The organism is Dietzia sp. NPDC055340, assembly GCF_053645335.1.
In genome coordinates this window covers 40,280-62,412 of the sequence record NZ_JBSHML010000012.1, presented here as the reverse complement: position 1 = coordinate 62,412, position 22,133 = coordinate 40,280, and the positions used below count along the sequence as shown (strand labels likewise).

Here is a 22,133-nt window from a genome sequence, read left to right as displayed (position 1 = left end):
CGGCGCTGCCACTGACGAGAGTGCCAAGGAGTTCCCCACGTGACGATCGATGACCGCGACCTCACCCCCCGACCGATCGAGACCGGACTCGCGGCCCGCCGTGCCTCCCGCGCTCTTGCGGACGAGCTGCGTGACGGCACGGCCTATGCTCTCGCCTTCGGCGGGCAGGGGATCGCGTGGCGTGACGCACTCAGCGACCTCATCGACGGCACCGGCATCGGCCCGGACCTGCAGGAGCTCGTCGACGCCTCCGTCGCGCTGACCGAACCCGTCCACGACGAGATCGCCGTCGTGCGCACCCACGGCTTCCGGCCCATCGAGTGGGCCAACACCACCACCGGCGAGGACGAGGACCACGGCAGCCTGCCCGACGACGCCTCTCTCTCCTCCGCAGCGGTCTCGCTGCCGGCGGTCCTGCTCACCCAGATCGGTGCCCTGCGCGCGCTCGCCGCCGAGGGCTTCGACACCAACGACACCCCGCCCGCGGCCGCGGTGGGTCACTCGCAGGGCATCCTCGCGGTCGAGTCGGTGGAGACCTTCGGGTCCGTCGACGACCGGCTGTTGGCCGTCGCCGAACTCATCGGTGCCGCCGCGACCCTGGTGGGTCGCCGCGTCGGCCTGTTCCGCAAGGGCGAGGCCAGCCCGATGACGGGCGTGTCCGGCATCGACGGCGACAAGCTGCGCACTCTCGTCGACGAGCTGTTCTCCGAGGTCGACGCCTCGATCCGTCCCCGCGTCTCCATCCGTAACGCCCAGCGCCGCCACGTCGTGGTCGGCCGCCCGGACGACCTCGAGGACCTGCGCCGTCACTGCGCCGACCTCGAGGCCGGGTCCCGTCGTCGTCGCGAGGCCAAGCTCACCGGCGGCGAGGTGTTCGCCCCGGTCTTCGATCCGCTCGACGTCGAGGTGGGATTCCACCACCCCGCGATGGCCCCGGCCGTCGACGTCGTCTCCCGCTGGGCCGCCCGCTGCGGACTCGACGTGGACCGCGCCACCGAGCTGGCACGTCAGATCTTCACCGAGCCCGTCGACTGGGTCGAGGATCTGGCCGAGACACTGCACGCCGGCGCCGAATGGGTCCTCGACATGGGCCCCGGCGAGGCGCTGACCCGCCTCAACCGCTCGATCGTCCGCGGCCAGGGCGTCGGCGTGGTCGCCGCCGCCACCCGAGGCGGTCTGCGAAACCTGTTCACCCCGGGCGCCACCCCGGAGATCGAGCGCCCGTGGACCGCGTTCCAGCCGCAGCTGATCACGCTTCCCGACGGCAGCATCCACGTCGAGACCTCGTTCACCCGCCTCACCGGCTGCTCGCCGATCCTGCTGGCCGGCATGACCCCGACCACCGTCGACCCGGAGATCGTCGCGGCCGCCGCCAACGCCGGCCACTGGGCCGAGCTCGCCGGCGGCGGACAGGTCTCCGAGTCGATCTTCGCCGAGAACACTCAGCGCATGGCGGAGCTGCTCGAGCCCGGCCGCAGCGCCCAGTTCAACTCGCTGTTCCTCGACCCGTACCTGTGGAAGATGCAGGTCGGCGGAAAGCGCCTCGTCCAGAAGGCCCGCGCGGCGGGCATCCCCTTCGACGGCGTGATCGTCACCGCCGGCATCCCCGAGCTCGACGAATCGGTCGCCCTCATCGAGGAGTTGACCGAGGCCGGACTGCGTCACGTCAGCTTCAAGCCGGGCACGGTCGCCCAGATCCGCCAGGTCGTGCGGATCGCCGCCGAGGTGCCGCACATGCCGGTGATCGTGCAGGTCGAGGGCGGCCGCGCCGGCGGCCACCACTCGTGGGAGGACCTCGACGACCTCCTGCTGGACTCCTACGCGATGCTGCGTGAGCGCCCCAACGTCGTCCTGTGCGTGGGCGGCGGCATCGGCACCCCCGAGCGGGCCGCCGACTACCTCACCGGCTCGTGGGCCAACGCCCACGGCTACCCGGCCATGCCGGTCGACGGCATCCTCGTCGGGACCGCCGCCATGGCGACCCTCGAGGCCACCACCAGCCCCCAGGTCAAGCAGCTCCTGGTGGACACCGTCGGCGTGGACGCCTGGGTCGGAGCCGGTCAGGCCGAGGGCGGCATGGCCTCCGGCCGCAGCCAGCTCGGCGCGGACATCCACGAGATCGACAACACCGCGGCCCGCACCGGCCGCCTGCTCGATGAGGTCGCCGGCGACGCCGAGGCCGTGGCGGCGCGTCGCGCCGAGATCATCGCCGCGGTCGATGGCACCGCCAAGCCGTACTTCGGCGACCTCGACTCCATGACCTACGAGCAGTGGCTGCGCCGCTTCGTCGAGCTCTCGCTCGCCCCCGGTGCCTCCGCCGATGGCTGTGTCTCGCGCGACGGCAACGGGTTCGACCTGGGCGGCGATTTCGCCGGAGACGTGGCCGACGGCACCCGCTCGGTGTGGCTCGACCCCACCATCCGCGACCGCTTCCACCGCATGGTGCAGCGCACCGAGGCCCGGCTCGACGAGGTCGACAGCGGCGCGATCGTCTCCGCCTTCCCGCGCGTGGAGTCCATGGAGCGTCCCGCCGACGTGATCGACGCACTCGCGGCCCGCTACACCGAACTCGGTGACGCGGTGCTGCACCCGGCCGACGCCGCCGAGTTCCTCGACATCTGTCGCATGCCCGGCAAGCCCGTCCCGTTCGTCCCCGTGATCGACGCCGACGTGCGCCGCTGGTGGCGCTCGGACTCGCTGTGGCAGGCCCACGACGCCCGCTACGACGCCGACGCCGTGTGCGTCATCCCCGGCACCACCTCGGTCGCGGGCATCACCCGCGTCGACGAGCCGGTGGGCGACCTGCTCGACCGCTTCGAGGCCGTCACCGCTGAGCGCGTCCGCGGTTACCTGCCGACCGCCGAGGCCGTCTCCAGCCGTCGCCGCGGCACGGTCACCGCCGCCAGCGGACCCGTCGCCGACGTGCTCAACAGCCCGGACGTGACCTGGGCCGGACGCCTCGTCGTCAACCCCGTCCACCGCCTGGGCGTGCTGCACGCATGGGAGATCGACGCCGAGGGCGTCGGCCGCCACCCCGTCTCCGGTGCCGCGCTCACCCCGGCCGCCGACGGCCGCACCGTGGACCTCACGCTGCCCATCGGCGCAGCCGAGATGACCATCGAGATCACCGTCGACGCCTCCGTCGCCACCGGCGCCGCTCCGGTCGTCACCGACGAGGCCGCCGAGGCCGCCATGCGCACCCTGCTCGCCACCGCCGCCGGCGTCGGCCGCGGGGGAGCGGGTGGCGTCGAGATCGCCGAGCTGCCCGAGGTGAAGGACGGCGTCGCCACGGCCCGCTTCCTCTTCGAGCCGACCCTGGCCTCCGACCACACCGGAGTCACCGCCGGCAGCCTGCCCACGACGCTGGTGGCGTCCGCCGGCGTCCCAGACGCACTCGTCGGCGCCGCCTGGCCCACCGTGTTCGCCGTGCTCGGCGAGACCCGTCGCCCGAGCGGTCAGGGCACCGTCGTCGAGGGACTGCTCGACCTCGTGCACCTCGACCACGGTGTCCGCATGCACGCCCCGCTTCCGCAGACCGGGGCCGAGCTCGTCGTCGTCGCCCGCTCCGGCGGGGTTCGTGACACCGACCTGGGCCGCGTCGTCGAGGTGACCGTCGAGGTCGCCACCGAGTCCCCCGACGGGACCCGCGTCCCGCTGTGCACCCTGTCCGAGCGGTTCGCCATCCGCGGCCGCACCGGCCGCGCCGAGGTGGGCGACCCCCGCCCGGCCGGTGGTGCTCTGGTCAGCACGTCCGGGGGAGTCGTGGAGCCGGCGGAGACCAGCCGCCAGCTGCGCGTGTCGACCTCCCTCACCGCCCCGCACGACATGACCGCGTTCGCGCTGGTCTCGGGCGACCACAACCCGATCCACGTCTCCGACACCGCGGCCGAGCTGGCCGGGCTGGGCGGCGTGATCGTCCACGGCATGTGGCTGTCCGCCGCCGCGCAGCACGCGGTGCAGTCCTCCGACGGCCGTGATCCCGCCCTGCGCATCGCCGGCTGGACCGCCCGCATGCTCGCCCCGGTCCGCCCGGGTGACCGCATCCGCGTGCGCGCCGTGCAGACCGGGCGCCATGCCGGCGGCCAGGTCCTCGAGGTCACCTGCACCGTCGACGGCGCGACCGTCATGGCCGCGACCGCGCTGACCGAGGCGCCGCGCACCGTGTACGCCTTCCCCGGCCAGGGCATCCAGGCCAAGGGCATGGGCATGGAGGGCCGCAACCGCTGCCCGCGTGCCCGCGAGATCTGGGACCGCGCCGACAAGCACACCCGTGCCGCGCTCGGCTTCTCGATCCTGGCGATCGTGCGCGAGAACCCGACCGAGGTCACCGTCCGCGGCGAGGTGCACCGTCATCCGGACGGCGTCCTCTACCTGACGCAGTTCACCCAGGTCGCCATGGCGTGCCTCGCGGTGGCACAGCGTGCCGAGCTCGAGGCCGACGGGCTGTTCATCGACGATGCCTACTTCGCCGGCCACTCGATCGGCGAGTACGACGCCCTGGCCGCCATCTCCGGCGTGCTCGAGCTCGAGCCGCTGCTGGAGATCGTGTTCCAGCGTGGCTCGACCATGCATCAGCTGGTCCCGCGCGACGAGCAGGGCCGTTCGGACTACCGCATGGCCGCGATCCGTCCGTCCCAGATGGGGATCTCCGACGACGAGATCCAGCAGTGGGTCGCTGACGTCGCCGCGCAGGCCGGTGAGTTCATCGAGATCGTCAACTACAACCTCGCGGGATCGCAGTACGCCTTGGCCGGCACCGTCGCGGGCTGCGAGGCGCTGGAGAACGCCGTCAACCGCGAGCTGGAGACCTCAGGCGGCAAGAACGCCTTCATCCTGGTCCCCGGCATCGACGTGCCGTTCCACTCCACCGTCCTGCGCGGCGGCGTCCCGGACTTCCGGGCCACCCTCGACGCGCTGATCCCGCACGACATCGACATCTCGGTGCTCGTGGGCCGCTACATCCCGAACCTGGTCCCGCGCCTGTTCAGCCTCGACCGCTCCTTCGTCCAGGAGATCGCCGACCTCGTGCCGGCGGAATCCCTGTCCGAGGTGCTCGCGAACTGGGATGCCTGGTCGGCCACCCCGACCCGCCTCGGCCGCCTGCTGCTGGTCGAGTTGCTGGCCTGGCAGTTCGCAAGCCCGGTCCGCTGGATCGAGACCCAGGAGCTGCTCTTCACCCCCGTGGAGCGTGGCGGGCTCGGCATCGAGCAGTTCGTCGAGGTGGGCGTGTCCAATGCCCCGACCGTGGCGAACCTGGCCTCCAAGACCCTCGATCTCCCCACCCACCGCGGCCCCCGCGCCCGGGTGCTCAACGTCGAGCGCGACTCGGCGACGCTGTACGGCACCCTGCCGCCCAGCGTGGAGGACAGCGACGACGACTTCGACACGGTGAGCGCCGCAGACGCGTCCGCCGCCACTGAGTCGTCCATCCCGGCCGCCGACCAGGCGGCCCCCACAGACCCCGCACCGGCCGTCAACACCCCCGGCACGGCCGGTGCGGACCGATCCGCCGCACCCGGTGACAGCAGCGCGGCCCCGGCCGCAGCCGCCCCCGGTGCGCCCCGCCCGGACGACCTCGAATTCGGCGCCCCCGCGGCCACCCGCATGCTGGTGGCGCTGCGTACGAAGGTCCGTCCCGAGCAGATCGCCCCCGGCGACTCCATCGAGACCCTGTGCGACGGCGTCTCCTCGCGCCGCAACCAGCTGCTGCTGGATCTGGGCACCGAGCTGAGTCTGGGCGCCATCGACGGCGCCGCCGAGGCCGATTTCCCGACGCTGTCCGACCAGGTCTCGCGCCTGGCCCGCGGCTACGCCCCCTTCGGCCCCGTCCTGTCGGACGCGGTCGGCGAGGGACTCCGTGCCGTGCTCGGTCGCACCGGCAAGCGCCCGGCGTACATCGCCGAGCGAGTGACCGGCCCGTGGGAGCTCGGCGCCGGCTGGGCGCAGCACGTCACCGCCCAGATCGCCCTGGGCACCCGTGACGGTGCCTCGATCCGTGGCGGCGACCTCGCCAGCCTCGACGCCTCCGGCGTCAAGGACGTGGCAGGGCTGGACGCCCTCATCGACGCGGCTGTCCAGGCCGTCGGTGCCGCGAACGGCATCGCCGTGGCCATGCCGGCGTCCGCCTCCGGTGGCGGTGGCGTCGTGGACTCCGCGGCGCTGACCGAGTTCGCCGACGAGATCACCGGCGCCGACGGCGTCTTGGCGCAGGCCGCCCGCGGCCTGCTCACCAGGCTCGGGCACCTCGAGCCCGAGGCCGTCGACCTGCTCGCCGAGGCCGACCCGGACTCCGAACTGGCCGACCTGGTCGCCGCCGAACTCGGCACCGACTGGCGCCGCGTGGTCGCCCCGGTCTTCGACTCGGGCCGCGCGCTGCTGCTCGACGACCGCTGGGCCTCGGCCCGCGAGGACCTGGCCCGCCTCTGGACCCGCACCGACGTACCGGCCGATGCCGCGGAGGCCTTCCTCGGCGCCGGCGAGATCGTCGCCGAGCAGGCCCGCTGGTGGGCGGCCCGGGCGGTCGACGCCCGACGCGACGCCCTCGCGTCCGCCTACCGGGAGATCTCCGAGACCGCGGTCGAGGAATTCGTCGGGGAGTACGCCGGCGACGTCGCCGTCGTCACCGGCGCCGGCAAGGGTTCCATCGCCGCGGCGGTCACCGGACGCCTCCTCGCGGGCGGGGCCACCGTGGTGGCCACCACCTCCAACCTGGACCAGACCAAGCTGGCCTTCTTCAAGGACCTCTACCGCACCCACGCCCGCGGCGCGGCAGCACTGTGGGTCCTGCCCGCCAACCTCACGTCCTACTCGGACGTGGATGCGCTGGTCGAGTGGGTCGGCTCCGAGCACTCCGAGTCGGCCGGTGGCCAGACCACCGTGCTCAAGGCGCCGCTCACCCCGACCATGCTGTTCCCGTTCGCGGCACCTCGCGTCCAGGGCTCGATGGCCGATGCGGGCCCGCGCGCCGAGACCGAGATGCGTGTCCTGCTGTGGGGCGTGGAGAAGCTCGTCGCCGGCCTCGGCGCGATCGGCGCCGACACGGACGTCGACTCCCGCCTGCACGTGGTCCTGCCAGGATCGCCCAACCGCGGCATCTTCGGCGGTGACGGTGCCTACGGCGAGGCCAAGGCAGCGCTGGATGCCATGATCGCCAAGTGGTCCTCCGAGAAGTCCTGGTCCGAGCGCGTGACCTTCGTCCACGCGATCATCGGCTGGGTCCGCGGCACCGGCCTCATGGGCCACAACGACCCGCTCGTCGAGGCCGTCGAGGCCGCCGGCGTGTCCACCTGGTCCACCACCGGGATCGCCGGTGAGCTGCTGCGCTGGTGCACCCCCGAGTTCCGCGAGGCCGCCGACAACGCCCCAGTCACCGTCGACCTCACCGGCGGACTCGGCACCGCAGACCTCGACATGTCCGCGCTCGCCGCGGACCGGCCGGGGACGTCGACCGAGGCCGTGGCCGACGAGGCCACGGGCACGATCGCCGCGCTGCCGTCGCTGCCCACGGTGGCCGCCGACGAGCGCCCCGAGTGGGGCGAGGTCACCCAGCAACTCGAGGACATGGTCGTGATCGTGGGCGCCGGCGAGGTCGGCCCCTACGGCAGCGCCCGCACCCGCTTCGAGGTGGAGACCACCGGCGAGCTCACCGCCGCGGGCATCGTCGAGCTGGCCTGGTCGACCGGGCTCATCACCTGGGAGGACTCGCCGCGCGCCGGCTGGACCGTCACCGAGTCCGGTGACCCGATCGCCGAGGCCGAGATCGCCGAGCGCTTCGGAGACGAGGTACTGGGCCGTGTCGGCGTGCGCCGCTACGCCGACGACGCCCGCGCCGAGATGTTCGACAATGCGGCCCCGCAGCTGACCTCGGTGTTCCTCCCGGAGGACCTGTCCTTCGTGGTGGACGACGAGGCCCAGGCCCGTGCCTACCAGGAGGACGACCCGGAGAACACGGTCGTCACCCGTGGTGAGGGCGGCGAATGGACGGTCACCCGCAAGGCCGGGACCGAGATCCGCGTGCCACGCCGGACCATGCTGACCCGCGTTGTCGGCGGCCAGATCCCGACCGGCTTCGACCCCACGACCTGGGGCATCCCGGCCGACATGGTCTCCGGCATCGACCGGGTGGCGGCCTGGAACCTGGTGGCCACCGTGGACGCCTTCATCTCGTCGGGCTTCACCCCGGCCGAGCTGCTGGCGCACGTCCACCCGGCCGACGTCGCCAACACGCAGGGCACCGGCATGGGCGGCATGACCAGCATGCGCTCGCTGTACATCGACGGCATCCTCGGCCGCAGCCGCGCCAACGACACGCTGCAGGAGGCGCTGCCCAATGTGGTGGCCGCGCACGTCATGCAGTCCTACGTCGGCGGCTACGGCCCGATGGTCCACCCGGTCGCGGCCTGTGCCACCACCGCGGTGTCCGTCGAGGAGGGCTTCGACAAGATCCGCGCGGGCAAGTCCGACTTCGTGGTGGCCGGCGGATTCGACGACCTGTCCATCGAGGGCATCCAGGGCTTCGCCGACATGTCCGCCACCGCCGATTCCGCGGCCATGGCGGCCAAGGGGATCGACGAGCGCCACTACAGCCGGGCCAACGACCGGCGGCGCGGCGGGTTCGTCGAGTCGGCCGGCGGCGGCACCATCCTGCTGGCCCGCGGCGACGTCGCGGCCCGCATGGGCCTGCCGGTGCTGGGCGTGGTCGCGTGGGCCGGCTCGTACGCCGACGGCGCGCACACCTCCATCCCGGCGCCCGGCCTCGGCGCCCTGGGCGCCGGCCGTGGCGGTAAGCGCTCGCCGCTGGCCCGCGGCCTGGCACAGCTGGGTCTGACCGCCGACGACCTGGCCGTGGTGAGCAAGCACGACACCTCGACCAAGGCGAATGACCCCAATGAGTCGGACCTGCACGAGCGGCTCGCGGCGTCGATCGGCCGGTCGGCCGGGAACCCGCTGTTCGTGGTCTCGCAGAAGACCCTCACCGGGCACGCCAAGGGCGGAGCCGCCGCGTTCCAGCTCATCGGGCTCACCCAGATGCTGCGGTCGGGCACCATCCCGCCCAACCGCGCGCTGGACTGCGTCGACGACGTGCTGGACAAGCACCCGCACCTGGTGTGGCTGCGCGAGACCCTGCAGCTGGGCGGCGACATGGCACTGAAGGCCGGTCTGCTCACGTCGCTGGGCTTCGGGCACGTCTCCGGCCTCATCGCGGTGACGCACCCGGAGGCCTTCCACCGGGCCGTGGCCGCCGCTTACGGCACCGAGGAGGCCGAGCGGATCCGCGTGGCCGGTATCGAGCGCGAGCGCTCCGGCGCCCGCCGCCTCGTGGACGCCCTCTACGGCGGTGAGCCGCTCTACGCCCGCCCGGAGGCGCGTCGGCTCGGCGAGGGCTCGGCCGACGAGGTGAAGGAACGCGAGGCAGCGGTGCTCCTCGACCCGGCCGCCCGGATCGACGACGACGGTGTGCTGTCCGCGTCAGCGGGCGACACCGCAGCTGACGCGTGAGCGGGCCGTGTGGGCGAGAAGTTCGAGCGGTTGAACGTACTCGGGAGCGCTGAGGCGTGAGCGGGGGCGTTCGGGGCGTCGGGGTCGACACTGTCGACCTCGGCGCCTTCGCCGCGTCTCTGGCAGAGCCAGGCACGCGGTTCGCCGAGGCCTTCTCGGCCACCGAACGTCGGCAGTGCAGCGACCGGGCCGCTGCCCGCGGGGCCGACACGGGCACGGCGGGGGAGAACCCGCTGGCTCGTCATCTCGCGGGCCGGTGGGCCGTCAAAGAGGCGGTCGTCAAGGCATGGTCGGCGGCGTTGTACGGTTCGCCTCCGCCCATCGCACCGGATCTGCTGCGATGGTCGGAGATCGAGACGGTCTGTGACGCGTGGGGCCGGCCCGCCGTCCGGCTCAGCGGGGAGGTGGCCCGTCAGGTCGCCGCGACGGTGGGGGAGGACGCGCGCTGGAACGTCTCGCTCAGCCACGACGGCGATGCGGCCGTGGCGTTCGTCGTGCTCGAGGCTCCCGCCGCGCGGTAACAGTGCACGCGTGCGATCGATCGGCGCTTCCGATGGCCCTGGGCCCCGGCCCCCCGGGAGTGCGACGCAAAGTGACGTGCTGATCGGTGGTGCGAGCCAATCGGAGGGGTGGATCGCCTCGTGCCCCTCGGTTTGGAGGGCGGATCGGAATCGGCACCTCGAATTGGAGGGCGTAACGAGGAGCGGGGCCGATCTAGCTGAAGGTCGTCTGACTGAAGGGCAGATCGGTTTCTGGTGCGGCCGGGCCGTGCGTAGTTCGTCCATCAGCCATCGGTCCGCCGCCATGATCCACGGACTTCCGGAACCCGAGACCCAGGTCGACATCGTCGACGGGGAGGGCCGCTTCATCGGCCGGGTCGACTTCCTGTGGCGGGAGTTCGACGTCATCGGTGAATGCGATGGGCTCGGCAAGTATCTCGACGGCGCCGATGCCGCGGAGGCGCGTTGCAGGCTCGATGTCGAGAAGGATCGTGACGCCCGTCTGATGGCTCTCGGATACCGGCTCGTCCATTGACGGTGGACTGATCTCGAGCGGCCGTGGACGTTGATCCAGCGGATTCGGGATGTGCTGACCGCGGCCGCTGCGTGAGTGTGGCGATCCGACCGGGCTTGCTCAGCCGGACTGTGCCTCTTTCTCCGCCAGCCACAGGTAGGCAGTGAGCATCCGCTTGAGCTCCCTGACCGTGGCGTCATGGAGGGTCTCGCCGTCCTCCGCGCCCGCGCTGGTGCCGTGGCCGGCGCTGACGGAGAAGTTGAGCATCGAATAGGAGGCGTGGACCAGGACCTCGGCCATGAATGCGCGGCGCTCCCGGTCGGTCGCCGGCATGAGCGGGGCCAGGACGCTGGCGATCATGCGGGCGATCTCGCGCTCGTTGACCGCAGCGGTGGCCCGGGTCGCCGGGGTGGCCTGAGTCGCCAGCCACACGGCGCGGCGGGACGGGTCACGCAGCCACATGTCGGCCAGGTGATCCAGGAAATCATTGAGCAGCTCGGGCCAGTCCAGGGCGGGGATCTTCTGCGCGAACCGCTCGATCTCCTCGATCACCCCGTGCGCATCCTGACGGTCCAGCTCGCACACCAGCACGTATTTGTTGGCGAAGAACTGGTAGAGCGTGCCGATCGGGACACCGGCGCGAGAGGCGACCTCCTCACAGGTGAACGAGTCGAAACCCACTTCGACGAGGACCTCGCGGGCAGAGGCCAGCAGCGCCTGGAACTTCCGCCTGCTCCGCTCCTGGATGGGGCGGCGGCGGGGAACCAGGATGTTGGGTTCGCTCTGGGCGGACTCGTCCTCTGAACCTATAGTCGAGCTCAGAGAGTCCTCGGTCGGCTCGAATGTCATCCGCGGTCTCAGCCCCCGGCGGACGCGGACTCGGGTAGCTCCACGCCCAGCAGCTTGGCGACCATGGCGACATGGCCCTTGGCGCGGACGTTGTACCGGGCCATCGACAGTGTGCCGTCCGCATCGACGACGAATGTCGAGCGGATCACGCCCATCACGACCTTGCCGTAGTTCTTCTTCTCACCGAACGCGCCCCATTCGGTGAGCACCGTCTTGTCCGGGTCCGACAGCAGCGGGAAGGTGATCCCGTGCTTGTCGCGGAAGCGCGCCAGCTTCTCTGGCATGTCGGGAGAGATGCCCACGACGCCGATGCCGGCGTCCTTGAGCTGTTGGAGGGCGTTCTCGAAGTCCACGGTTTCCGTGGTGCATCCGGGCGTCATCGCCGCCGGGTACACGTACACCAGTACCTTGCCGTGCTCCGCGATCAGATCGGCGAGCGCGATGGGCGTCCCGTCGGCGTCCGGGAGGGTGAAAGCGGGGGCCGTCTGGCCCACCTCGAGCCGTGGTGTACTCACCGGTGCTCCTGGTGTCGAGTCTGGACTTCGGACCCCACCAACCTATCCGATGCGTCGGCGCATCGGCGCGGATCCTTCGCGGGTGCAGTAGCGTGGGCGGGGTCAGAAACCCGCGGGGTGGCCCGCGGTCGTGCGATCGACGGAGGTCTCGTGTCCAGGAGTTACGACAGCATCGAGGGCGATATCGCCAAGGCCCGGGACGATCTCGCCACGACCTTGGACGAGCTCGCCGACCGGGTAAACCCCAAGAATCTCGCGGCCGAAGGCAAGGATCGCGCCACCGCAGTCCTCAAGGACCCGCGCGTGCTCGCGGCCATCGGGGGCGTCGCAGCGCTGGTTGTCGGCGGGATCGCCTTCTCCATGGCCAACAAGCGCAAGGAGCGTCAGCGTATCGAGGCGTATCTGGCGGCCCGCCGGGGCTGACCTGGCCTCAACGATCGGCTTCCACCGGCTCCACAAGTGATGTCAGGTGGGCCAATTCCCCGGAGATTCCCGTGAGGGGACCATCGGTCTCGGAGGAGTTGATCTCCGCCGGGGGCCGGTCGGGGGGCACCGCCGGCCTCGGAGATCTCCCAGGCCATCTCGGTGCCCGAGATCGGATCGGCGGGGATCGCGCCCTCACGGCGTTGACCGGCATAGGCGGTCACGAGGTCGGCGAGTCGATCGGCGGCTGAGACCGCTGGAATCCAGGCCGCCGCGGTACGGCCACCCACTCCCGGCTCGGCAAGTGCCCGCCGAAGCCGGAACTGCAGGTCGGACAAGGCGCTGTAGGCGGCCCGACGTGCCCCCACCAGATCGTCGTGTCGTCGTGCCGCATCGGCAGGGCTGTCCGGGATCGGGCTCGCCGCCAGCTGGAGATGGTCGGCGATCCGGTTCATAGCCGTGGCGAAGGTCTCGGAGATCCAGACCCGTCGGCTGTGTGGCCAGATGAGGTAGCCGAAGACCAGGACTATCGCGCCACCCACGATGGTGGCGCCGATACGCTGGATACTGAAGTTGGCCGAGGCGTCCCCGGGCTGGATGACGTCGACCAGCAGGATGACCGCCGGGGCTATCGCGACGGCCTGTAGGGTGTAGGACCGCATCATGAGATACGGAACGCACGCCGACAGCAGCCCGATCACGATTCCGATCGCCCACCCCTTGGGCACCACGAGGAGCACCACGGTCGCAAAGGCCGCTCCGACGGCCGTCCCCAGGACGCGCAGCACGGCTCGGGAGAACACCGAACCGAAGTCGGGTTTCATCACCAGGCAGACGGTCAGCGGAACCCAGAACCAGTGGCTGAACGGGAAGTACATCTTGGCGGCCACCGCGATCGCGTAACACAGCGACAGTCGGCACGCGGCCATCATCACCTCGTGACTGAGCGTCATTGTCAGCAGTGGCTCGTGGGGGATCTTCGCCGACCCACCGGAATGCAGCAGTCTGTCCAGCTCATCGATGTGCCGGCCGAGTAGGTCCACCGTCGAACCGCCGTCGGTCGGGTGTCGCGACGGTGTGAACGCGCCGTGGCCGCCACTTCGGAGGCCAGGGCGGAGAGCCGGGCTCGGGCAGCCTCTACCGCTGCCATATCGGACGCTGCCACCAGGAAGGCCTGGACGCGGTCGGCGGCGGACAGTACCTCACCGTCCATCACCCACACCCGCGTAGACCACGACGGCCGGGCGGCGAGCTCCGAGGCCCGGCCGACCGCGTTCTGATACGCCGACGTCGCCTGTCGGCGCGCCGCGACGGTGCGGTCGCCGCCGTCGACCAGGTCTGCCGCGCGAGCGGCCGCGAGGTCGGAGAGCGCGCCGAGTAGCGAGACCAGGACGATCCGCTGCGGACGACGCGGGTTGACGAGCATCTCGATCGCCAGCAGTAGCGCGTAGAAGACACCTCCGACGAAGTACAGCCACATCGCTGTCCACCAGTCCACGTGGGGGACACCGAGGGCGATGGCGGCGACGAGGAGAAACTGCATGCCGGCAACCGAGAACGCGGGCCCGAGGCCGGCGATCGCCCCGGCGGCGCAGGCGACGACAGCGGCGATCAGGACGAGTGCGGGTAGGGGAGGTTCTGCGCGAACCCCAAGAGATAACCGCAGGCCGCAATGGGTGTGGAGACAGCGATGATCGAGAAGTTGAGACGGTAGCTGCCCTCGCGCTCGCCCGCCGCGAGGAGAAGCGTGGCCAGTCCCACCCACATGCCGTTGAGCGTCTGGCCGAGTAACGCACCCACCACGAACGGCAACCCCACGGCCAGTCCGGCACGGAGACTGTGGCCGACCGGGAACTGCGCTGGCGCGACTCGGAGGACGGCGCGGATCCAGTCCGCAGGAGCGCGATTCGCGGGGATGGTGGGAGCGGTCACGACGGGCCCTTCTGTACGTGTGCTCCACCTTATGAGGGCAGGCCGGAGAGGGGGCCGGATCGCCGACACCGATGATTGCCTCTGCCAGCTGTCGCGGAGGGGACAGCCCGGACGTGCTGTCCCGACCGAACGAGAAGACCCCCGGCCCGCATTGCTGCAGACCGGGGGTCTTGATTGTGCGCCATCAGGGACTCGAACCCCGAACCCGCTGATTAAGAGTCAGCTGCTCTGCCAATTGAGCTAATGGCGCTTGCCTTGCTTGCCTGGTGCGAGAGAAACAGTAACAGGGCGTCCGTCGAATCACGAAATCGCCTGGTCAGTGCGAGGGTCCCCCAGGTAATTGACAGGCCACCCTTTACCGTTTCGATATGGAATACAAGCATTCTCCCAGGCATAATGGCGGAGGACATCCGCTCGACCGTGGCCGCGGTTGGGGGGAGGCGATATTCGGAAGGGGCCATCAGTGAACCTGCGCACATCGGATCGGACGGGGCGACGATCGACCGGAAACCGGTCCCGGGCTCGTCTCGCGCTGGCCGCTGTGTTCACCGGGGCGCTCGTGCTCACCGGCTGCACCATCGGGGACGGTGGGTCGGGTTCAGGTGGAGAGCAGGCCGCCGAGGCCCCCGCGGGGCCGGCTGCGGTGATCGACCTCTCGGTCGCGGACGGCGCGCGCGACGCCAATCCGGCCGAGCCACTCGTCCTGACGGCCGAGAACGGTCGGCTGGATTCGGTCGTCGTTCGCAATCCGGAGGGCGTCCAGGTCCAGGGTGAGTTCAACGCCGAGCTGACCGAATGGCGGTCCACGGAGGACCTGGGGTACGGCCGGCAGTACACGGTCGAGTCCACCGCGTTGGACGAGGAAGGTCTGGTCACCCGGAACAACGTCACGTTCAGCACGCTGACGCCGAACATCATGACCGCGGCGTACCTCACGGTGGGCGAGGGCTCGGTCGTGGGGATCGGTCAGCCGGTCGCGGTGATGTTCGACGAGCCGATCAGCGACCGGCAGGCCGCGCAGGACAACATCCACATCACCACCACCCCCGAGGTGGAGGGCGCGTTCTACTGGGTGTCCAATCAGGAAGTGCGGTGGCGTCCGCAGAACTACTGGGCGCCCGGCACCGAGGTCGAGGTGGATGTCGACATCTACGGCGAGGACCTCGGCGGCGGCATGTACGGCCAGCAGAACAACCAGGCGACCTTCGAGATCGGGGACGCCGTGATCTCCAAGGTCGACGATTCGACCAAGCAGATCGTGATCGAGCGTAACGGCGAGGTCATCAAGACCATGCCCACCTCGATGGGTAAGGCCGGGACGCCGACCCCCAACGGCACGTACGTGATCGGCGAGAAGCACGCGTCGATGATCATGGACTCCTCGACCTATGGCGTGTCCGTCGATTCGGCGGATGGTTACCGCACCCCGGTGCAGTACGCGACGCGGATGTCCTACAGCGGCATCTTCATCCATGCCGCGCCGTGGTCGGTGTGGGCGCAGGGATCCCAGAACACCAGTCACGGCTGCCTCAATGTCACCACCGCCGATGCGAAGTGGTTCTACGACAACGCCAAGCGTGGTGACATCTTCGAGGTGTCCGGGACCGTCGGTGGCACGCTCCCCGGTTGGGATGGCCTGGGCGACTGGAACGTCCCGTGGGAGACCTGGAAGGCCGGCAACGCAGACCAGGGTGTCGCCTGACGCGCTCCAGCTGACGGATGTCAGCCGGCGTGCGAGAGTGCTCGCATGACCGTCGAGCGCGAGATCACCAGCATCACAGACCTGGCCCACGGCCGCCGTCTCAACCCGGCGGCCGTGGGCTGGTCCCGTTCTCCGGTGTTCCGCACCGCTATCTCCGGGTGGGGCCGCACCAAACGGTGGGAGTACTGGGGCATCGTCACCGACCGCTTCGTCGTGGGACTTACCGTCGCCGGGTTGGACTACCTCGCGAACTGCGCCGTGTACGTCCTGGACCGCAGCACAGGCGTGGAGACGGTCCGCAGTGGAATCCAGCCGTTCGGGGCCCCGGCCTTCGGCGACCAGCCGGGCGACGGCACCATCCACTTCGCGGCGGGTCTCGGGTCGACGCGAGTGGCGATCACGATCGTCGACGACGACAACGCCGCCGACACCGCCACCACGATCCGCGTGCGGGCGAAGGGGCTGCAGGTGGATCTGGCGGTCCGTCGACCACCCCACGACAGCCTCGGTGTGGTGGTGCCCTGGGGCGAGAAGCGCTTCCAGTACACGCTCAAGGATCTGGCCAACCCGGTCGGCGGCAGCGTGACGATCGACGGCCGACACCACTATCTGGGGGAGGGTTGGGCGGTCCTCGACCGGGGGCGTGGTCGCTGGCCGTACTCGAATGTGTGGAATTGGGGTGCGGGCAGCGGCGTGGTGGGCGACTCGGTCCGCGCGATCCAGGTCGGCGGGAAATGGACAGACGGTACCGGGTCGACCGAGAACGGGATCCTCGTGGACGGCCGGATGCACAAGCTCGGTGACGATCTCGAATGGACGTACGAGGCGGATTCGCCTACGTCGCGTTGGCGGGTGCGGGGCGAGCGCCTGGACGCTTCGCTGACGCCGTTCCATCTCCGCCGCGACATCACCGAGCTGGGCGTCCTGGCGGTGAAGACGCGGCAGGCCTTCGGCACCTGGAACGGCAGCGCGGTGCTGGACGATGGAGCTACCGTTTCGCTGAACGGGCTCGTGGGCTGGGCGGAGGAGTCTCGCAACAGGTGGTAACCGCTTGTCCTGCACGTGTGGTCGACGTGTCGCCCACGGCATCCCGTTGCCGTCGCACCGTGCCCCGCCACGTCCCGCCGCGGAGATTTCAGGGGGTTGACGCACCGTTGCGGAAACGGTTTCGTAACGACCGAGTAGGCTAAGTAAGGTTTCATCCCTGTGGGTGAGGCGAGGCCCGTGCCGATCGCCTTCCGGTCCCGGGGATCGGCATGTCGCCTGGCCGTCTATCCACGGTGCGATCCGCGTGGATGCCCCTCGAGCAAAGCGGGAGAATGTGTATGCGCAATGCCTTCACGGTGCTGGGTCGTGACCTCAGGAGGATCCGCCGGGCACCGAAGTCGTGGGCCATCATCATCGGGCTGCTCGTGTTGCCTTCCCTGTACGCCTGGGTCAACATCGTGGCGTTCTGGGATCCCTATGGAAATGCTGATCACATCAAGGTCGCCATCGTCAATCAGGACGAGGGGGCGAGTACGGACCTCACCGGTGAGGTGAACGTCGGCGAGCAGGTGGTCGATCAACTCAAGACGAACGACCAGCTCGGGTGGCAGTTCATGGATCACGACGAGGCGATGGAGGCGGTCCGGTCCGGGTCGAGTTATGCCGCTATCGTCATGCCGCCGGAGTTCAGCCGTGACCTGCTGACCATCACGACCGGGGACTTCGTGCGACCGGAGCTCGAGTACTACACCAACGAGAAGGCGAACGCGATCGCCCCCAAGCTGACCGAGGTCGGCGCGTCGACACTGGATACCCAGATCAACTCGAACTTCATCGGCACGGTCGCGAAGACCCTCGCGCAGAAGGCCGAGCAGGCGGGGGTCGATGCGGGGGATTGGCTGATCGATTCCCGCAGCGAGACGCTGACGGCGCTGGACCAGGCTCTCGCCACGGTCCAGGCGGCTCGTATGAGTATGACCGAGCTGGACGGTGCGATCGGACCAGGTACTGAGGCCGTCGCCGATGCCAGGAGGGCCCTCGAGCGGGTCGACGCCACGATCGGTGATGTGACAGATGCGGCCACCGAGGCGCAGGACCTCGTCCACGAGGTGCAGGAGGACCTGGTCGACTTCTCCGGGACGTTGACAGACGCCTATGTCTCCGGCGCGACGAATATCACCGGTGCCACCTCTCGTCTGCGTGAGAGCGTCGGGCAGGTCTCCGGTGGTGCGGATGCCGCCCGGTCGGCGCTCGCCACGGCGCAGCGTGATGTGCAGGCCGTGATCGACGCCAACCAGGCGCTGCTCGGTGCGCTGCGGCCGCTCGCGGCGGCGGTCCCCGCCGGGGTGCCCCTCAAGGCCCAGATGGAGCAGGTGATCGGCGAGCTCGAGGCACAGACGGTCCGCGACCGGGAGCTCCTGGGCACGCTCGGAGCCGCGCAGTCCACCGCGTCGACGGTGTCCGACCAGACGGCTGCGGCGTCGGAGGCGATGAATGCGGTCGAGAGGTCGTCCGCCGCCTTGCAGAGCATGATGGCCGGCACTGTCCCGGGCCTCAACCAGTCCATGGCGTCGCTGTCCGCCAGTGTCGGCGCCTTCTCCACGGCCCTCGATTCGCAGCGGGTGCTCGTGGGCGAGGCCGTGGGCATGCTGACCGAACTCGAATCGCTACTCGGTGAGACCGGGACGGCCCTGTCCTCGCTGGACGGCAATCTCGAGGACGTGCAGTCGGACCTGGTCACCCTGCAGACCGACCTGAGCGCGATCACCGCTGCGGAGATCTGGGATCAGTTGAGCACGCTGACCTCACTCGATCCCGATTCGATCGCGGCGTTCATGACGGGGCCGGTGACGGTTCACGAGAACGATCTGTTCCCGGTCCCGGCGTACGGCTCGTCCATGGCGCCGCTGTTCACCAACCTGTCGTTGTGGATCGCCGGGTTCGTGCTGATGGTGTTGTTCAGGTTGGAGGTCGACACCGAGGACGTCGACGGGTTGACGGTGCGACAAGCGTACTTCGGCCGATGGTTGCTGTTCGCGGTGATGAACGTCATCCAGGCGCTGCTGGTAAGCATCGGCAACGTGGTGATCGGTGTCCAGACGGTCAACCCGGTGGTCTACGTGGCGACGTGTGTCTTCATCGGCCTCGCCTATATGTCGATCATCTACGCCCTGTCGGTGTCGTTCGGCTATATCGGTAAGGGCATCGCCGTGTTGCTGGTGATCATGCAGATTCCCGGAGCCTCCGGTATCTACCCGATCCAGATGATGCCGGACTTCTTCCGGTCGTTGTTCCCGTTCTTTCCCTTCACCTACGGCATCGACGCGATGCGCGAGACCATCGGCGGTTTCTACGGCCTGAACTATCTCCGGTATATGGCGGCTCTCGCTCTCTTCGCCGCGCTGGCATTCGCCCTCGGCATCTTCCTACGTCGACGTCTCGGTAACTTCGCCCGCCTCTTCAACAGCAAGTTGGCCGACACCGGCCTGTTCCTCAGCGAGGATGTGCAGATTCTGGGTTCGCGGCGCCGCCTCACACAGCTGGTGCGTGCCCTGACCGACCGGGAGCGGTTCCGGGCGGAAAACGCCCGACGCCGACGCTGGTTGGATATGAATCACAAGGTCGTGCAGCGCGGCGCGCTGATCGTCGGAGTGATCGGAACCGTGGTGCTCTTCGTGATCGGGGCCAGCTTCCCGGACGCGAAGGCCACCGTCCTCGGTCTGTGGGGTCTGCTCTGCCTGCTGGTGATGGCCACGATCGTGGCGGTCGAGTACATCAATCAGAGCGTCCTCTACGGCACAGAGGTCAGCAACCTTCCCGACGACGCGCTGAAGCGGGCGTTGGCGCAGGAGGAACTGGCGATCCGGCCGGGTGCCCGGCTCGATCAGATCGAGAAGCAGGGGCAGAACGCGTGAGCAACATCGTTACTCTGATCCGTCATGACTACAGGCAGGCCACTCGTAACGTCGTCTCCGCGGTGGTACTGGTCGGCGTCATTCTGATCCCCTCCTTTTTCGCGTGGTTCAACGTGCTCTCCAGCTGGAAGCCGTTCGACAATGTGGACAACCTCAAGGTTGCGGTGGCCAGTGCGGATGAGGGGTTCGAGAGCAGTCTGTTCCCGATGCGGATGAACGTCGGCGAGCAGGTGGTGTCGCAGCTCCGGGCCAACAGCGACATCGACTGGCAGTTCGTCTCCGAGGACGACGCCATCGAGGGCACCAAGTCAGAGGAGTACTACGCAGCGATCGTGCTGCCGAAGGACTTCAGCCAGAAGATGATGACCTTCCTCTCCCCGGGAGCCACGCCGGTGGAGATCGACCTCTACGTGAACGAGAAGAAGAACGCACTCAACTCGTTGATCACAGGTGAGGCAGCCTCGGACGTCTCGACCCAGATCAACACTAGCTTCACGCAGACCCTCGACGAGGTCGGACTTGCGCTGGTGTCGTCCCTGGCCACGCATCTCGAGGACTCCGATGCGCAGGAGACCATCACAAGTCTCGAGTCGGCGGTCGGGCGGATCTCGGTGCAAATGGACTCGGGAGCGGACACGGCAGAGGTCTTCGCGGGATTGCTCTCGTCCGGTGAGGCACTCCTGTCGAGTGCGGGCTCGCTCGCCTCGTCCTCATCCGACGCCCTGCGCGACACCGCCGGTGCGATCGGCCAGGGTGCGGGAGCCGTGGGTTCGGCAGAAGACGTGCTCAGGCAGGCGTCGGAGCGACTGTCCACGGTGTTCGCGATGAATGCCGAGAGCTACGAGACCCTCCGCGCCGAGATCAATCGGATCTTCGGCAACGCCGCTACTGCGCCGTCCGGGGCCGGTCTCTCGCAGGCCTCAGGAATGGTGGATCAACAGGTCGCGGCGTACACGCAGCTCCGCGGTCAGTTGCGCGACCAGGCAGCGACGTCGGGCCTCGACCCGGTGACCAGGGACGCGGTGAACCTACTGGCGGACCAGGTCGATGGAGTGATCGCGCGCCAGGAAGCCCTCAAGCAGCGACTCGACGCGGCTGCGTCGCCCGCTGTCCAGGGCACGGTCGACCGCGGGGCGACGCGAGATGCGATCCTGCAGGACGTGGACGCGGCCCAGGCAGCGATCCTCGGTGCACGTGACCAGTACACGAATAGCCTGCGCCCGAAGCTCGAGAGCCTGGCGGCAGACCTGGCGTCGGTGCAGGATAATTTCGCCGGGATCGGTCAGGACCTGCGCGCGGCAGAACAGTCGTTGGCCGACGGCTCGGGTTCGTTGAGTGCCGGACTGGCGGACGGTGAGACCGCGGTGCGTCTGCTCGCGAGCGACCTCCGCGGCTCCGCGGAGACCTTCGCCGAGCTCGAGACCGCACTCGGCGATGCCGCTAGTACCGGCGATCTGAGCGAGGTTCAGAAGATCATCGGTTCGAATCCGGCTGCCTTCGCCGCGGAGCTGGCCTCCCCGGTGAGCCTCGAGACGATCCCGGTGTTCAAGGTCGATAACTTCGGCTCGCAGATGGCGCCGTTGTACACGGTGCTCGGACTCTGGGTGGGGGCGCTGCTGCTCGCGGTGCTCATCCGCACTGAGATCGATCGTGACGCGCTACCGTCGCTCGCGAGGCCGCTGAAGCCGTGGCAGGAGTACTTCGGGCATTACGCGATCTTCGGTGGGCTCGCGTTCCTGCAGAGCACTATCCTGTTCGTGGGCCTCATCGGCTTCGTCGGGGTGCGACCGGCCCATCCGTTCCTGCTGATACTGGCCGGTTGGGTGATGTCGTTCGTCTTCTCGCTGATCACCTACACGCTCGTGTTGACGTTCGGTGAGGCGGGCAAGGCGATCGGCGTCCTTCTTCTGGTCGTGCAGATCTCCGCTGGCGGTGGAGCGTATCCGTTGTCGGTCCTGCCGCAGTGGTTCCAGAGCATCAGTCCGTTCGTCCCGGTGTCGCATGCGACGAACGCGGTTCGCGCGGCCATCGGCGGGATCTACGAGGCCGATTATTGGAAGGCTCTCGGCTGGTTGCTCCTGTTCACTGTGCCGTTCCTGTTCATCGGACTCGTGTTGCGCCTGGCGGTGAGGAAGTTCAACGATGACCTGAACTCCTCACTGGAGGGCACCAAGCTCATGAGCGTGTGATCGAATTCCGCACTGGTATCAACTGACGAGATCAGCCGCCTCATTCGGGGCGGCTGATCTCGTATTTCAGGCCGGCGCCCGCACTCGGGTGTCGGCGGAAAAAAGAAGG

The 22,133-nt window shown here is 69.3% G+C and carries 13 protein-coding genes and 1 tRNA gene; 8 read left to right on the top strand and 6 right to left on the bottom strand.

Features of this window, described 5'->3' with window-relative positions; all coding sequences use genetic code 11:
* Nucleotides 1–39: 39 nt before the first annotated feature.
* The 3 genes from ACWIFB_RS10625 to ACWIFB_RS10615 all read left to right on the top strand — a co-directional run bounded on the left by ACWIFB_RS10625 (nucleotide 40) and on the right by ACWIFB_RS10615 (nucleotide 10,533).
* On the top strand, nucleotides 40–9,498 hold the full coding sequence (locus tag ACWIFB_RS10625) for a fatty acid synthase subunit beta domain-containing protein (RefSeq protein WP_454058219.1): 9,459 nt from the start codon (nucleotides 40–42) through the stop codon (nucleotides 9,496–9,498).
* A gap of 56 nt (nucleotides 9,499–9,554) precedes the next feature.
* Nucleotides 9,555–10,019 (top strand): holo-ACP synthase AcpS, encoded by a 465-nt coding sequence (gene acpS / locus ACWIFB_RS10620; RefSeq protein ID WP_452099304.1) that lies wholly within the window; start codon nucleotides 9,555–9,557, stop codon nucleotides 10,017–10,019.
* A gap of 283 nt (nucleotides 10,020–10,302) precedes the next feature.
* Nucleotides 10,303–10,533, top strand: a complete 231-nt coding sequence (locus ACWIFB_RS10615) for a hypothetical protein (protein WP_454058218.1) — start codon at nucleotides 10,303–10,305, stop codon at nucleotides 10,531–10,533.
* Between the two features lie 99 nt (nucleotides 10,534–10,632).
* Here the strand turns inward: ACWIFB_RS10615 and ACWIFB_RS10610 are convergent, their stop codons facing one another.
* Both ACWIFB_RS10610 and ACWIFB_RS10605 read right to left on the bottom strand, forming a co-directional pair.
* Nucleotides 10,633–11,361 carry a TetR/AcrR family transcriptional regulator gene (locus tag ACWIFB_RS10610; RefSeq protein WP_452099306.1) on the bottom strand — a complete coding sequence of 243 codons (729 nt, stop codon included), beginning with the start codon at nucleotides 11,359–11,361 and terminating at the stop codon, nucleotides 10,633–10,635.
* 8 nt (nucleotides 11,362–11,369) lie between these two features.
* Nucleotides 11,370–11,876, bottom strand: coding sequence for a peroxiredoxin (locus ACWIFB_RS10605; protein WP_452099307.1), 507 nt, complete (start codon nucleotides 11,874–11,876; stop codon nucleotides 11,370–11,372).
* A 150-nt stretch (nucleotides 11,877–12,026) separates the two neighbouring features.
* On the opposite strand from ACWIFB_RS10605, the gene ACWIFB_RS10600 reads away from it, so the two are divergent.
* On the top strand, nucleotides 12,027–12,299 hold the full coding sequence (locus tag ACWIFB_RS10600) for a DUF3618 domain-containing protein (protein WP_452099308.1): 273 nt from the start codon (nucleotides 12,027–12,029) through the stop codon (nucleotides 12,297–12,299).
* On the opposite strand, the gene ACWIFB_RS10595 is transcribed toward ACWIFB_RS10600, so the two are convergent.
* The 4 genes from ACWIFB_RS10595 to ACWIFB_RS10580 form a co-directional block, all read right to left on the bottom strand.
* Complete coding sequence (locus tag ACWIFB_RS10595; protein ID WP_454058217.1) at nucleotides 12,260–13,252, bottom strand: FUSC family protein; 993 nt, start codon at nucleotides 13,250–13,252, stop codon at nucleotides 12,260–12,262. The genes ACWIFB_RS10600 and ACWIFB_RS10595 overlap by 40 nt on opposite strands.
* A 2-nt stretch (nucleotides 13,253–13,254) precedes the next feature.
* Nucleotides 13,255–13,878, bottom strand: coding sequence for a hypothetical protein (locus ACWIFB_RS10590; RefSeq protein WP_454058254.1), 624 nt, complete (start codon nucleotides 13,876–13,878; stop codon nucleotides 13,255–13,257).
* A 32-nt stretch (nucleotides 13,879–13,910) separates the two neighbouring features.
* The gene (locus ACWIFB_RS10585; protein ID WP_454058255.1) at nucleotides 13,911–14,231 is read right to left on the bottom strand and encodes a hypothetical protein; all 321 of its coding nucleotides are present in this window, start codon (nucleotides 14,229–14,231) and stop codon (nucleotides 13,911–13,913) included.
* A gap of 177 nt (nucleotides 14,232–14,408) precedes the next feature.
* Nucleotides 14,409–14,481: transfer RNA gene (locus ACWIFB_RS10580), tRNA-Lys, on the bottom strand.
* 213 nt (nucleotides 14,482–14,694) lie between these two features.
* Between ACWIFB_RS10580 and ACWIFB_RS10575 the strand changes: the two genes are divergently transcribed.
* The 4 genes from ACWIFB_RS10575 (at nucleotide 14,695) to ACWIFB_RS10560 (ending at nucleotide 22,024) form a co-directional block, all read left to right on the top strand.
* Entirely contained in the window at nucleotides 14,695–15,933 is a 1,239-nt protein-coding gene (locus ACWIFB_RS10575; RefSeq protein WP_452099310.1) for a L,D-transpeptidase, read from the top strand.
* A gap of 45 nt (nucleotides 15,934–15,978) precedes the next feature.
* Nucleotides 15,979–16,980 (top strand): DUF2804 domain-containing protein, encoded by a 1,002-nt coding sequence (locus tag ACWIFB_RS10570; RefSeq protein WP_454058216.1) that lies wholly within the window; start codon nucleotides 15,979–15,981, stop codon nucleotides 16,978–16,980.
* A gap of 278 nt (nucleotides 16,981–17,258) precedes the next feature.
* On the top strand, nucleotides 17,259–19,835 hold the full coding sequence (locus ACWIFB_RS10565) for a YhgE/Pip family protein (RefSeq protein WP_454058215.1): 2,577 nt from the start codon (nucleotides 17,259–17,261) through the stop codon (nucleotides 19,833–19,835).
* On the top strand, nucleotides 19,832–22,024 hold the full coding sequence (locus tag ACWIFB_RS10560) for a YhgE/Pip domain-containing protein (RefSeq protein WP_454058214.1): 2,193 nt from the start codon (nucleotides 19,832–19,834) through the stop codon (nucleotides 22,022–22,024). Before ACWIFB_RS10565 ends, ACWIFB_RS10560 begins: the two co-directional genes overlap by 4 nt.
* The last annotated feature ends 109 nt before the right edge of the window (nucleotides 22,025–22,133 follow it).

Excerpts from the sequence above, each read along its gene's own strand:
- ACWIFB_RS10615 (WP_454058218.1), top strand. The coding sequence starts at position 10,303 with ATGATCCACGGACTTCCGGAACCCGAGACCCAGGTCGACATCGTCGAC.
- ACWIFB_RS10610 (WP_452099306.1), bottom strand. The coding sequence starts at position 11,361 with ATGACATTCGAGCCGACCGAGGACTCTCTGAGCTCGACTATAGGTTCA.
- ACWIFB_RS10595 (WP_454058217.1), bottom strand. The coding sequence starts at position 13,252 with ATGACGCTCAGTCACGAGGTGATGATGGCCGCGTGCCGACTGTCGCTG.
- ACWIFB_RS10570 (WP_454058216.1), top strand. The coding sequence starts at position 15,979 with ATGACCGTCGAGCGCGAGATCACCAGCATCACAGACCTGGCCCACGGC.
- ACWIFB_RS10565 (WP_454058215.1), top strand. The coding sequence starts at position 17,259 with ATGCGCAATGCCTTCACGGTGCTGGGTCGTGACCTCAGGAGGATCCGC.